Source organism: Treponema sp. Marseille-Q4130, from assembly GCF_014334325.1.
Classification (GTDB): domain Bacteria; phylum Spirochaetota; class Spirochaetia; order Treponematales; family Treponemataceae; genus Treponema_D.
In genome coordinates, this window is sequence record NZ_JACSET010000009.1 from 1 (window position 1) to 13038 (window position 13038).

Genomic DNA, 13038 nt, shown 5'->3' on the forward strand with positions numbered 1-13038 from the left:
TTAAGCAGCTTGCCCGAATGATGAACGTTTAAAACAAAAAAACGACGTTCAAAAAAATCGAAAATCGAACCTTTCACAAAAAAAGGCTGTCCTTACTGCTGTTGGCAATAACTTCTTGGACAGCCCCTTAAACCATATAGTTCAGCGGCTTCCTTGCCGGACTATCTCAACAACCGAAGGTGCAGCTATGGAATATACCCATAAACCCGTCGACGAGCTCTCCTTTACCGACGACTTTATGTTCGGTACCGTCATGAAAAACAAAGTTATATGTAAGGGTGTATTGGAGCGCTTATTGCACATCAAAGTCGGTAAAATAGAATACCCATCCCTGCAAAAAACGATAGCACCCTTTTACGAAAGCAAGGGCATACGCCTCGATGTCTATGTCTCAGAGCCCGAGCGCATCTTCGATATCGAAATACAAACGTCGATCCCGCCCTCTCTTCCCAAACGCACGCGCTATTACCAAAGCCTTATGGATGTCGATAACCTCTTACGCGGACAAAGCTACGCGGAACTGAAAGAGAGCTATGTCATCTTTATCTGTACGCAGGATCCCTTCGGAGAGGGCTTGCCCGTTTATACATTCCGCAGTGTGTGCAGTGAGGACGGCAGTATTCTTCTTGATGACAAATCGTATAAAGTATTTTATAATGTGGGTGCCTACGGTAAAGAGGGAGAGCCTGAATTGAGCGCCTTGTTGAAGTATCTTTGCGAGAGGCGGGCGACGAGCGGTTTTACACAGCACATCGATGAGCTTGTCGAAAAAGCGAAACGGAACGAAAAGTTCAGGAGCTGGTATATGTCGTTGAATATACGGGAAGATGATTTACGCATGGCAGGTGAAAAGATCGGCTTTGAGCGGGGCGTTGCTGCGGGGATACGCAGAGGCCGACGCGACGGCATCGCCGCGGGATCATATCAAAAAGCACGAGAGACGGCAAAGCTGATGGCTGAACGCAAATACCCGCTCTCTGAGATCCACCTTATGACCGGTCTTTCGGAAGCGGAAATCGAAAAACTGTAGTGTCATTTGCTTTTCAAAAAGCTTGACATCCGGCCTTTTAGGTAAAAATTGATTTCCGTATATCAAGGACGGTTTTTACGGGGCAAGGATATCTGAAACCATAGTCATAAAAAAACGACCGCCCTTTTCGGACGGCCGTTTTCGTTACATTACATTCGTACGATTTTTATGCGCTTTACGCGCACTCTGCACATACGCCGATCAGAACGGGCGCTTGGCGAGGTAGTCGTACTCCTGCCACGTCCGCTTTGCGGCTGCAGTCGCTTTTTCGAGCAGGATATTCGCACGCTCGGGATTTGCGGCTTTCAGCGCTTTGAAGCGGCCTTCGGCGTACATATAGTCGGCAAGCTGATAGTTCGGTTCGCGCGAATCGAGCTGGAAGGGATTGAGTCCCTGTTCTTTCCGGCGCGGATCGTAGCGGTACAGCGGCCACAGTCCGCATTCGACCGCCTGCTTTTGCAGCTTCAAACCGTCGCTCATATTGATCGTGTGGTTGATACAGTGCGAATAGGCGATGATGAGAGACGGACCGTCGTAGCTTTCGGCTTCGCGGATCGCTTTGATAGTCTGAGCGGCATTTGCGCCCATCGCAACCTTTGCGACGTAAATATAGCCGTAGCTCATCGCGATCATACCCAAATCTTTTTTCGCGATGTCTTTTCCCGCCGCCGCGAATTTTGCAACCGCGCCGAAGGGCGTCGCTTTCGACATCTGACCGCCGGTATTCGAATATACTTCCGTGTCGAGACAGAGGATATTGATATTGCGTCCCTGAGCGAGTACGTGGTCGACGCCGCCGAAGCCGATATCGTAGCCCCAGCCGTCACCGCCGATGATCCAGTTGCTCTTTTTAATAAAGTGATCGGCAAGCGACAAAAGCTCTTTCGAAAGCTCGTCTTTTTTATCTTTCAAAATCGTTTTCAAAGCCGCGACGTTTTTGCGCTGCGCTTCGATCGCCGCATCGTCCGCCTGCGTATTCGAAAGGAGCGCATCGATCTCTTTTGCTGCAATGCCCTTTTCCTTCGCTTTGGCTGCAACTTCGCGCGCGTATTCGGCGAGCTTTTCCGCCGTAAGGCGCATACCGAAACCGAATTCCGCCGCATCTTCAAAGAGCGAGTTGCTCCACACGGGACCCTGTCCGTTCGCGTTCGTTGCGTACGGCGTCGTCGGCAAGTTGCCTCCGTAAATCGAAGAACAGCCGGTCGCGTTTGCGATCATTGCCCTGTCTCCGAAAAGCTGGCTCACCGTTTTGATGTACGCCGTTTCACCGCAGCCCGAGCACGCGCCGCTGAATTCGAAGAGCGGCCGCTTCATGGAAAGCCCCTTCGCCGTCGCAAGGTTGAGCGTCGAAGCGTCCACTTCGAGCAAACCGAGGAAGTATCCCCATTTTTTGTTTTCGGCTTCTTTGTATTCGGGCGTAAAGAGTTCCATGTGCAGCGATTTTTTCGGCTGCGTCGGACACGCGTATACGCACAATCCGCATCCGGTGCAGTCTTCGGCGGAGATAGCGAGTACGAATTTCTGTCCGGGTTTTGCAGGCTTCAGTTCGATGCTCTTGAATCCTGCCGGAGCCTTTGCCGCTTCCTCGTCGGTCATCGTTTTCATGCGGATACAGGCGTGCGGACATACGAGAGCGCAGTTGCCGCACTGGATACACGTCGCTTCGTCCCAACACGCTACCCGCTCGGCGATACCGCGTTTTTCGTACTGCGTCGTCGCCGTGGGGAAAGTACCGTCAGCGGGCAATTTGCTGACCGGCAGTTTGTCGCCTTCTTGAGCGGCCATAGCGCCGAGCACGTTTTTGATAAAGGAATCGTTCGTGTTTTTCATCGCCGATTCCATGTGGAAATTGCCGCCGACCTTTTTGCCTTTGAGATCGACTTTTTCGACGGCGGCAAGCGCCATTTCGATCGTCGAAATGTTTTTGTTGACGACGTCCTGACCTTTTTTGCCGTAGGTTTTCGCGATGAATTTCTTCATGTATTCGACGGCGACATCTTCTTTCAAAACGCCCGAAATCTTAAAGAACGCGGCAAGCATGACGATATTGATGCGGTTGCCCATGCCGGCTTTTTCCGCGATCTTAAACGCATCGATGACGTAGAACTGCGCCTTTTTTTCGAGAATGCGCTTTTGCTGTTCGACGGGAATCTCCTCCCAAACATGCTCTTTGTCGAAACGGCTGTTGAGCAAAAAGATTCCGCCCTCTTTCAGATACTGGAGCATATCGTACACGTCCATGTATGCGAATTTGTGACAGGCGAGAAAGTCGGCGGCCGTAATCAAATACGGGCGGCGGATCGTCCGCTTGCCGAAGCGCAGGTGCGACACCGTGATGCCGCCGGATTTTTTCGAGTCGTACGAAAAATACGCTTGAGCGTTGAGGTCGGGGCGCGCATCGCCGATGATTTTGATTGCGATTTTATTCGCGCCGACCGTACCGTCGGAACCGAGTCCGTAGAACATCGCTTCGGTCATGCCCTGTTCGGCGATGAAAAAGTCGGGATCGTATTTCAGCGACGTCTTCGATACGTCGTCGTTGATGCCGATCGTAAAGTGATTTTTCACTTTGTCTTTCGCGTCGAGATTTTCGAAACACGAAATGACCATCGCAGGCGTAAACTCTTTCGAGCCGATACCGTAGCGACCGCCGATAATCTGCGCTTTGCGTCCGGCTTCTTCGAATGCCGTGCACACGTCTTCGTACAGCGGTTCTCCCAAAGCGCCGGGTTCTTTCGTGCGGTCGAGTACGACGATCTTTTTCGCCGTTTCCGGGATCGCTGCGAGGAATTTATCCGCAGCGAAGGGACGATACAGATGCACTTTTACGACACCGACCTTTTTGCCTTTCTGCTTGCACAGATATTCGACCGTTTCGTGAGCCGTGTCCGCGCCCGATCCCATGATGATCATAACCGATTTCGCGTCTTTTGCACCGACATAATCGTAGAGTTTGTATTTGCGTCCGGTAAGCTTTGCGAATTTCGCCATTTCGCTCTGCACGATCGCCGGGACAGCTTTGTAATAATTGTTGACCGCTTCGCGGCTCTGGAAGTATACGTCGGGGTTTTGCGAGGTACCGCGGATTTCAGGACGTTCGGGATTTAAGCCGCGAGCGCGATGTTCGCGTACGAGGTCGTCGTCCACCATGCCGCGCATCTCATCGAACGAAACTTCATCGTATTTTTGGATTTCGTGCGATGTGCGGAATCCGTCGAAAAAGTGCAAAAACGGAATGCGAGAACGGAGTGTCGCCGAATGCGCGATGACCGCCATATCCTGCGCTTCCTGCACGGAGTTCGACGCGAGCATAGCCCAGCCGGTTTGACGACACGCCATAACGTCCGAATGATCGCCGAAAATCGACAGGGCGCTCGTTGCGACGGCACGTGCCGCAATATGAAATACCGTGCTCGTCAGTTCGCCCGCGATTTTGTACATATTCGGAATCATCAGGAGCAAGCCCTGAGAAGCCGTAAACGTCGAGCTCAACGCGCCCGCCGTCAGTGCACCGTGTACAGCGCCCGCAGCTCCCGCTTCCGATTGCATTTCGACAACCGTCGGCACCGTGCCCCAAATATTTTTTTCGTTCTTTGCCGACAGATCGTCGGCAACCTCACCCATCGGGCTGGACGGAGTAATCGGATAAATCGAAATTACTTCGCTCAGCGCATGTGCAACGCGTCCGACCGCAGTGTTGGCGTCGAGCGTTACTTTCTGTTCTTCTGTTGCCATGGCAGCTTCCTTTTCTTGAAATGTATTGATTTGAAACGAGTATCAATTCGCACCGTCTATTTTACACCCGATGGCAGGGATTTGCAAGGGCGCATACGCCGTTTATCAAAGACACGTGATATTTTCGTATGCGCCGCATCTTGCGTCTCGGAACAAAGGCATCAGGGGCGCTTCGCATTTCCCGTATAAAGCAATACGTCGTCTGCCTGTTTTTGAAAATAATCGCGGATGCGGACGCGGGCATCGCCGGTGTCTTTTGCGTTTTGCATCTGCGTTTGAAAATAGTGCGCAAACGAAAAACCGAGACAGTAATACGCGAAAAAACGCTGCATACGGGTTTTCCAAAATTCTTGGGGCTGATATTTTTCAAGCATATCGATAAAATCGAGGGCGAGCTTTTCGCGGTCGATCACCGCATCGAAGCTTTCGTGCCGCAAATCCGCGGCAAGTTCGGCAAAAAGCCACGGTTTTTCGATCGCTCCCCGTGCGATCATAATGCCCGAAGCGTGAGGGGAGGCGCGCAGGGCATCGCGCATCGACGGCACATCGCGTACACCGCCGTTTAAAACGACGGAAATACCTTCTTTCGCATATCGCAGGGCAAGGCGTTCGACGTATTCCCATCTGAGAGGCGAGCGGTATTTTTCTTTACTCGTGCGCGGATGCAATGCAAAAAGCGTTACGCCTTCGGATGCGAGCATATCGCACAACGAAAAGAATCGCTCGTCGGTAAAGTGCTCATCGCCGAGGCGGAGCTTTACCGAAAGCCTTTTTCCCGAAGGCGAAAGCGCATCTTTTACGCTCCGCACCATAGCGCGAGTTTCGGAAGCATCTTTCGAAAGCCACGCCGCACCCGCTCCGCTTTTAACGATGTCCGGAGCCGAGCATCCCATATTGATATCGATCCCGATTCCCGGAAGCTTGCCGATCATCGAAGCGGCTTCCGCAAGGTGTTCGGCTTTCCGTCCGGTGATCTGCCACACCGTTTTTTCCGGCGCAGGATCGGGAATGACATAGTATTTTTCAAAGGGGCCGCCGTTGACGAAGGTAGCCGCGTTTATCATTTCGGAATAATATTCGTCGCAGCCGCCGAAGCGTTCGACGAGGGTGCGGAACGCCGCGTGCGTAACCGTCGCGACGGGCGCGCAGATCAATTTCATAGCGCTACTATATCACGTATCAAAAATCGATAAAATAGCCGCAGGGAAACTTCGCGTTCCGCGGCCGTTGCAAGCTGCTCGGAAAACTTCGCGCTCAGCGCCCGTTGCAAGCTGTGCGGACAATGCGGGCGCTTTTGCAAAAGGGGCTCCCGTGCTACAATGCGCTATGTACGAAATCGAACTGAAAGCGCATGTCGAAGACCGCATCGCAGTCGCGCACGCCCTCGATATTTTCGCACGGTACGAGGGTTCCCTCACAAAACGCGACACTTATTACCGGCTGCCCCTCGCTTGCGTGCCGACCGATACGGAGAAGTCATCCTCGAAGCGCACTGACGCAAAAGTGCATTCGGAAAATACAGCGGTGCAGGACCATATCGGCTGCCGCATACGGAAAACGGTTTTCGAAAAAACGGGCGAAACAAAAATCACGTTCACGTATAAACGGAAAGAATTGCGCAAAGATGAGAGCGGAATCGCAATCGAAGTAAACGACGAAAAAGAATGTCTTCTCTCCGATAGTGATGCGATCGAATCGTTTATCAAAGATGCGGGAGGCGGCATTTCGCACATAAAAGAAAAAATTATTAAAGAGTGGTATGCCGAAACAGAGGCGGGAGCGGCGCACATCGAACTGTGTACGGTCCCGCCGCTCGGAGATTTTCTCGAAATAGAAATACTGGCAAAAGACGATGCGCATACGGAAGACGCGAAACGCGCGATCCTGTCTATTTTCAAAAACTGCGGTATCGATGAAAGCGCGATCGAAAATCGCTATTACAACGATATGCTCGACGAAAAAGCGCGGGCAAATACGGCAAGCGGCGGGTAAAACCGCACGCCCTTGATACGCTCTGTTGAAGAAAGGCGCATTATCGTTTATCATCGAGCGGAGGCAGGAATCATGTTCGACAGAAAAAAATATAAATCGTTTGCGCGCATCCAATTAAAAAAGCGGCGGACGGTGCCCGCGCTCATGACGCTTATCACTATGCTCGTCCTGCTGCTCTTATCGCTTCCGTCGATCAAAACGTCGATCGCGATGTACAGCGAAATTTTGCAGGCATCCGCTTTATCGCTAAACAAAGACGTGCTCCTGCAAATCGTGCGTAAATATCAAAAAGCGACACCGCTCGATTCGTTTTTAAGCTGGGTCGTGTTTTTCGTAACGGCAATTTGTACGATCGCACAATACTGTGTGTATTTGAAGATGTCGCGGAGTCCCGAACCCGTATCGATCGAAGATTTTTTTGCGGGTTTTGCGCATTGGCTCCGCGCGATCGGAGCGGCGCTGTGGAAGCAGATTTGGATGTTTTTGTGGTCACTCCTTTTTATCATACCCTGCATGATTATCATCTTCGCGTTCATCCGATCGCTCAATTGGCGCTTGCTCTTCTTTATCATCCCCGCTATCATCCCCTACATCGTCAAAGGCATAGCGTATTCACAGATGAATTATATCGTTGCGGAATTTCCTCACGTACCGGTAGTGCAGGCACTCGACATCAGCAAAAAAATCACTCGAGGGCATAAAGGGGAATTATTCGTTTTGTATTTGAGTTTTTTAGGATGGGCACTGCTTTGCGTTTTGACATTCGGCATCGCATCGCTGTGGGTCATACCCTATCAAACGATGACATGCGTAAACGCGTATCACGCGCTTATGAAAGACGCGCTCGAATCGGGCGTCGTCACGCTTGAAGATATCGGAGACGTTAACGGAGAACACTATGGCAAAAAATAAAAAACGCGGCGGCATCATCGTATTCATCGTCATTTTGCTTATTGCGGCGGGGATCGGCGTCTACACGATAGCGACGGACAAATCGCGATACGACGGCAGTACGGGATTTTTTAATAATTTTATCGTTCGGAAAAATTACATCGCATCGCTGTACATCGAAGGCGTCATCGAAGCGGAAAACAAAACGTACAATCACGAGTGGCTCATCGACACGATACGATCGCTCGAAGACGACGAAAAAAACAAAGCGATTTTGCTGACCGTCGATTCTCCCGGAGGCGGCGTCTACGAATCGGACGAAGTGTATCTCGCCCTCCGCGATTATACGGAACACACCGGACGGCCGGTCTACGCGTACATGACGACGCTCGCCGCTTCCGGCGGTTATTATATTTCGTGCGCCGCCGAAACGATATATGCGAACCGCAATACGCTCACCGGTTCCATCGGCGTCATCGCAAGCCAATCGGTCGATATGACCGAACTGCTTAAAAAGCTCGGCGTAAAAGTGGAAACGATCACTGCGGGAAAAAACAAAAATATGCTCAATATCAACTCGCCGCTCACCGACGAGCAGCGGACTATCATGCAGTCGATCGCGGACGAAGCGTACGAACAGTTTACCGCCATCGTCGCAAAAAGCCGCGGCATGAAAATCGGAGAAGTGAAAAAACTTGCAGACGGCCGCATCTATACCGCGTCCCAAGCGAAAAAAAACGGACTCGTCGATGAAATCGGAACGTGGGAAGATGCGCTCGCTTCTCTTCGAAAAGAACTCGATGACGATGAAAGCGTCGTGACGACGTATCGCTACGAAAAAAAAGATTCGCTTTTAGATATACTTTCGGAAGCGACGAGCAAAGCGGGAAAAACCGACGCGCTCATCCCCGATGCGATCCGGAATGAACTCATGCTCGGCATTTCATATCCGGCGTACATTTATCGAAAGTAAATGCGGCAAGGATTGGAGGGGCGAAAGTTCCGAAGCGAGCATAAAGCGAGCGCAGGAATGAAGCCGAAAGGCGGAACCCCGAAAAGCCTGTTTTTTGCGATGCAATCGCAAAAAGCCGCCCTTATGAAGCCTTGTATCAATCTTTGAATACGCGGGCGACGGCGGCGTGGGAAGAGAATCGCACGGTCTTTCTGCGCCGAGGATTGCTCGGCCGATTCAGATTTTCGGTATTGCAATCTTTATGATTAAACAGACTCCTTATGATTTTCCGCTGCGAGGGATGCCGACTTTCCCTTTCCACGGAAACGCTTGTATGCAGATGCGGCCGCTTTTTTTCAGCTGAAAGACGAGTTCGGAAACGGTATCGTGTTCCCATGTATTGAGTCCGCAGATTTTTTGCGAGCGCTCGTTTAAGAGCGGAAGCAGCAGCCCTTCAAGTTCGATTTTCGTGTATGCGTTCCGGTGATTTGCTATAAAACGCAAGACGAAGTCTTCATCGCACGCAGCCGGGAAAAAACGATTTCGTACAAGACAGTATATTTTTTTATACGGCAGCATCGCTCGGAACGCTATCTTTTTTGCTTCGGCAGCCTCTTTCGCATCGCAGATATCGCAGCCGCTGCACACCGCCTCCTCCGCGCCGAGTGCGTCGAGGAGTACTTGCCTGCGGCAGTTTTTCGTTTCGGCGAATTCTTTCATCGCATATTCTCTGCTCCCTTTCGGAAAGCGTGCAAAGCGTTCGGCGTCTGTCGGGCTCCACAGCAAAATCGCGTTCGCATCTTTTCCGTCGCGTCCGCTCCGCCCGGCTTCCTGTATGTATTGTTCGGCCGTGTTCGGCGCATCGAGGTGAACGATCGTGCGTATGTCTTTTTTGTCGACGCCCATGCCGTAGGCGCAGGTCGCACAGAGAACGGCATCGGTTTTATCGTAAAACCATTTTTCGATTTCATCCTTTTCCGGTTTTTCCAAACCCGCGTGATAAAATCGCGCCGCTTCTTTGCCATAGCAGAGTACAAGGTCTCGCGCGACGTCTTCGGCCTGAACGCGCGTAGGGCAGAAAATTATCATCGGTTTTTGTTCGGTATGTGCGAGCATGAGCGCCGCGTGCTTTTTGCAGCAGCTGTATTCGACGCGATAGCGGATATTCGGCCGATCGCTTTCCGAGCGCACGATACGCGCGCTTCCGTCGAAAAGCACTTCCGCTATGCGGGAAAGCACTTGAGGAGAAGCCGTCGCGGTAAAAGCGGTGACGAGGGGCGAACCGAGTTTTTTGATGATATCCCCGAGCGTCAAATACGACGGGCGAAAACTGTCGCCCCATTCGGAAACGCAGTGAGCTTCGTCGATCGCGACGTGCGCGATGGAGCATTCGGAAAGTCGGGCAACAAGCTCCTCGTTTTGCAGCACTTCGGGATTTGCCAAAATGATCTTCGCACCCGCTTTTATTTTATTAAAATTTTCCTCACGCTCTTCGGCTGTTTGATTTCCGCGGAACGTAACATTGGTGATACCCCCTTCTTCCATGCGCCGCTTTTGATCGGCCATGAGCGCGAGGAGGGGATAGATGATGAGCGTCGGTCCGTCCAAAAGCAATGCGGGAACGAGAAAACACAAGGACTTCCCGGCTCCCGTCGGAAGGAGGACTATCTGCCTGCCGTATTCGGCAGCGTCGGTTGTGCTGCCCTCGTTCGATTTCTGAGCGCCGTCGTCGTTCGCATGGGTCGCAATGCCGCCCGCATTTGCACCGCTGCCCGCCGCTTTTGCAGCAATGTCTTCGTTCGCTTCCGAAGCATTGCCGTCACCCGCGCTTGTATTCGCAGTCGATTTTTTTTCGACCGCATTCGAAACATCCGCATTTGCCGCCGTCCTGCTGCGGTACGCGTCGATGATATTCGCGATGACGAGGCGCTGCCACGGATAGAGATAGCTTATACCGAAAGCGCGTTTTGCCGCACCGAGCGCTTCATCGTCCAAGCCTGCTTCGCCGTCGCTGCAGATTTCTTTTTCGATTTGCATAGTTTCCCCTTTTATTTTTCGTACCGGGAGAATGCCGAACTGCATTCTCCCACTGTAATAATCGGTTTAAAAAACAAATTTACGCGGAATTGCGGAGCGCTTTTTGACCCTGCCGCTTGCAAAGGGTACGAAGTTCCTCGTGCAACTTGCAACGAGCGCAAAGCGCGAAGTTCCTTGCGCAAACGGCAGGGGTGCTGCCGGGAGTGCAGCCGATTTTTATGTTACTCGCAATTTTTTTTAAATCGTATTCTCCGATGCGATTGTCCTGCACACTTGCTGTGCTTGCTCTTGCGGTTGAGAAAGATATCGTTTTATTATATAGTATAAATATGAAGCTCATACAAAAAGCGGCGTTCGCATCGCTCGTTCTATCCGCATCGCTGTTGCTTTCGTGCAAAACGCTCGTCGGCAATGCGCTTTCCACGGCACTCGCGGGTGCAAACGACAAGGGCGTTCCTCAAAAGAAAAAAGCGTCCGCCGCCGATCCTATGATCGCGATCACCGGCGAAACGGACGTAACGCTCGTCGGAGAATTTTTCCCGACGGTGCTCAAAAGCTATGAAATCCTGCAAGCTGCGAATCCCCGCCATATCGGTTTGATGACGATGACGGGTTCGCTCAATATCATGTATGCGAACGCGTTCGTGCAAACTCCTGCGGAAACGCTGCCGAACGAAGAATTCGATCGCCAGCACGAAGCGTTCGAACGCGCAAAGCTGCACTACCTGCGCGGCCGCGATCTCTGCCTTAAAGCTCTCGACGGAAGACACGCGGGTTTTCGCGCCGCCGTTTTGAGCGGAGACGAAGAGGCGGTCAAAAAGGCATGCGCAAAGCTCGGCAAGTACGATGTCGAAGCTTCTTATTGGGCGTGTGCGGGCTGGCTCGGTGCGTTCAGCCTCGATCCGCTCAGCGCCGATCTTCTCGGCACTATCCGTTCTCCCGCTCTGATCCTCGAACGCGCTGCTTTTCTCGCTCCCGATTACAATGCGGGTGCGATTTGGGAGCTTTTGTGCAATTTTTACATGAGCGCTCCTCCCGAATTCGGCGGAGATACGGAAAGGGGACTCCGTTGTTACAACGAAGCGCTCCGCGCATCGGGCGGAAAAACGCCAGGTCCCTATGTCACTTATGCCGAGGCGATATGCGTTCCTGCGGGAGACAGGGAAGGCTTTGAAGGCTCTCTTCGTAAAGCGCTCGCGATCGATCCCGATGCGGATCCTTCGAGCCGCCTTATGACGACGATCGTGCAAAAAAAAGCGAAACGATTGCTCGAACATGCGTCGGATTATTTTCTCGAATGGTGATCGCCGCATTCGCTTCGAATTGCGGCCGGTAATTTATTAATTTTCGATTGAGGAATACGATATGAAATTACGTTTTATTATTTTTTCGATGCTGTTTGCGTGCGTCGCCGTATTGCCGGCGCAGCAGGCAAAAACGCTTAAAATAGCGACCGTCGCGCCGAGCCGTTCCGCATGGGATGTGCAGGAGCGCATCCTCGCGCAGGATTGGGCGAAAGATACCGGAGGCGCGATCCAGCTGCAGTTTATGGGAACGAACGCGATGGGCGGAGAGACGGGCGTCGTGCAAAAGCTCAACACGATCCGTCCCGGACAAAAAGCGCCGATCGACGGAGCGATCTTTACGAGCCTCGGTATCGCAACGCTCGCGCCGGAAACGCATATTTTGACGACGGCCGTTCCGTTTATGTTTCGAGATCAGGACGAAGTCGATTTTGTGCTCGATACGTTCGCACCGACCTTTCAAAAAGCGATTTCCGCAAAAGGTTACGTGCTGCTCGGCTGGTTTAACGTCGGCTGGGCGTATTTTTACACGAAAAAGCCGGTACATACGCCCGCCGATTTAAAGACGCAAAAACTTTCCGTCGCCGGCATCGGGCTGCCGCAGCTTTCCGATGCGTTCAAAGCGGCCGGTTTCCGCACCGAAGATATTTCGCCCGATAAACTTTTGCAAAGCGTAAAAACGCCCGGGGGCGTCGAAGGTTTTTATTCGATTCCGATGTATGCCTATGCGGGGCAGTATTATAAATCGCTGCCCTATATTCTCGACGCGCCGATATGCCCCGTTATGGCAGCCCTCATCATATCGGCTCCCGTGTGGTCGGGCATTTCCGCCGCGCATAAAACGGCTATGCTGAACGGAGTCAAAAAAGCGCAGGCAAATTTTATCGCAGCTCAGCGTTCTTCCGATAAAGAATACCTCGACCGCTGCGTCGAAGACGGCTGTACCCTCGTCAAACTCACCGCCGCGGAGCGCAAAGTCATGGAAGAGACGCTCAGCAAAGACGCCGCCGCGATGATAAAAACCGGCCTCCTCGACGAAAAATTTTATGCCGATATCGAAGCGCTTTTAAAACGCCGGCGCGGTGAATAGCCGGTGA

Annotated in this window: 9 protein-coding genes; 6 read left to right on the forward strand and 3 right to left on the reverse strand. The window is 52.1% G+C overall.

The window, feature by feature from the left end:
• Positions 1 to 187 precede the first annotated feature (187 nt).
• Entirely contained in the window at positions 188 to 1030 is an 843-nt protein-coding gene (locus H9I36_RS09965) for an Rpn family recombination-promoting nuclease/putative transposase (RefSeq protein ID WP_187385209.1), read from the forward strand.
• Between the two features lie 201 nt (positions 1031 to 1231).
• Here H9I36_RS09965 and nifJ read toward each other — a convergent pair whose 3' ends face one another.
• Entirely contained in the window at positions 1232 to 4765 is a 3534-nt protein-coding gene (gene nifJ, locus H9I36_RS09970) for a pyruvate:ferredoxin (flavodoxin) oxidoreductase (RefSeq protein WP_187385210.1), read from the reverse strand.
• Positions 4766 to 4926: 161 nt separating this feature from the next.
• Positions 4927 to 5925 (reverse strand): tRNA-dihydrouridine synthase family protein, encoded by a 999-nt coding sequence (locus tag H9I36_RS09975; RefSeq protein WP_187385211.1) that lies wholly within the window; start codon positions 5923 to 5925, stop codon positions 4927 to 4929.
• A gap of 166 nt (positions 5926 to 6091) precedes the next feature.
• Here H9I36_RS09975 and H9I36_RS09980 point away from each other — a divergent pair, with 166 nt between their 5' ends.
• The 3 genes from H9I36_RS09980 to sppA all read left to right on the forward strand — a co-directional run bounded on the left by H9I36_RS09980 (position 6092) and on the right by sppA (position 8621).
• On the forward strand, positions 6092 to 6757 hold the full coding sequence (locus H9I36_RS09980) for a CYTH domain-containing protein (protein WP_187385212.1): 666 nt from the start codon (positions 6092 to 6094) through the stop codon (positions 6755 to 6757).
• A gap of 72 nt (positions 6758 to 6829) precedes the next feature.
• Positions 6830 to 7669 carry a DUF975 family protein gene (locus tag H9I36_RS09985; protein ID WP_187385213.1) on the forward strand — a complete coding sequence of 280 codons (840 nt, stop codon included), beginning with the start codon at positions 6830 to 6832 and terminating at the stop codon, positions 7667 to 7669.
• Positions 7656 to 8621, forward strand: coding sequence for a signal peptide peptidase SppA (sppA, locus tag H9I36_RS09990; protein WP_187385214.1), 966 nt, complete (start codon positions 7656 to 7658; stop codon positions 8619 to 8621). The genes H9I36_RS09985 and sppA overlap by 14 nt, the downstream gene beginning before the upstream one ends.
• Positions 8622 to 8879: 258 nt before the next feature.
• On the opposite strand, the gene H9I36_RS09995 is transcribed toward sppA, so the two are convergent.
• A complete protein-coding gene (locus tag H9I36_RS09995) occupies positions 8880 to 10637 on the reverse strand; it encodes a RecQ family ATP-dependent DNA helicase (RefSeq protein ID WP_187385215.1) in 1758 nt (585 codons plus the stop codon).
• Positions 10638 to 10966: 329 nt separating this feature from the next.
• On the opposite strand from H9I36_RS09995, the gene H9I36_RS10000 reads away from it, so the two are divergent.
• Together H9I36_RS10000 and dctP are read left to right on the forward strand one after the other, a co-directional pair.
• Positions 10967 to 11941, forward strand: coding sequence for a TRAP transporter TatT component family protein (locus H9I36_RS10000; protein ID WP_187385216.1), 975 nt, complete (start codon positions 10967 to 10969; stop codon positions 11939 to 11941).
• Between the two features lie 61 nt (positions 11942 to 12002).
• Complete coding sequence (gene dctP, locus H9I36_RS10005) at positions 12003 to 13031, forward strand: TRAP transporter substrate-binding protein DctP (protein WP_187385217.1); 1029 nt, start codon at positions 12003 to 12005, stop codon at positions 13029 to 13031.
• The last annotated feature ends 7 nt before the right edge of the window (positions 13032 to 13038 follow it).

Coding starts and splice junctions, on each gene's coding strand:
- H9I36_RS09965 (WP_187385209.1), top strand. CDS start 188: ATGGAATATACCCATAAACCCGTCGACGAGCTCTCCTTTACCGACGAC.
- nifJ (WP_187385210.1), bottom strand. CDS start 4,765: ATGGCAACAGAAGAACAGAAAGTAACGCTCGACGCCAACACTGCGGTC.
- H9I36_RS09975 (WP_187385211.1), bottom strand. CDS start 5,925: ATGAAATTGATCTGCGCGCCCGTCGCGACGGTTACGCACGCGGCGTTC.
- H9I36_RS09980 (WP_187385212.1), top strand. CDS start 6,092: ATGTACGAAATCGAACTGAAAGCGCATGTCGAAGACCGCATCGCAGTC.
- H9I36_RS09985 (WP_187385213.1), top strand. CDS start 6,830: ATGTTCGACAGAAAAAAATATAAATCGTTTGCGCGCATCCAATTAAAA.
- sppA (WP_187385214.1), top strand. CDS start 7,656: ATGGCAAAAAATAAAAAACGCGGCGGCATCATCGTATTCATCGTCATT.
- H9I36_RS09995 (WP_187385215.1), bottom strand. CDS start 10,637: ATGCAAATCGAAAAAGAAATCTGCAGCGACGGCGAAGCAGGCTTGGAC.
- H9I36_RS10000 (WP_187385216.1), top strand. CDS start 10,967: ATGAAGCTCATACAAAAAGCGGCGTTCGCATCGCTCGTTCTATCCGCA.
- dctP (WP_187385217.1), top strand. CDS start 12,003: ATGAAATTACGTTTTATTATTTTTTCGATGCTGTTTGCGTGCGTCGCC.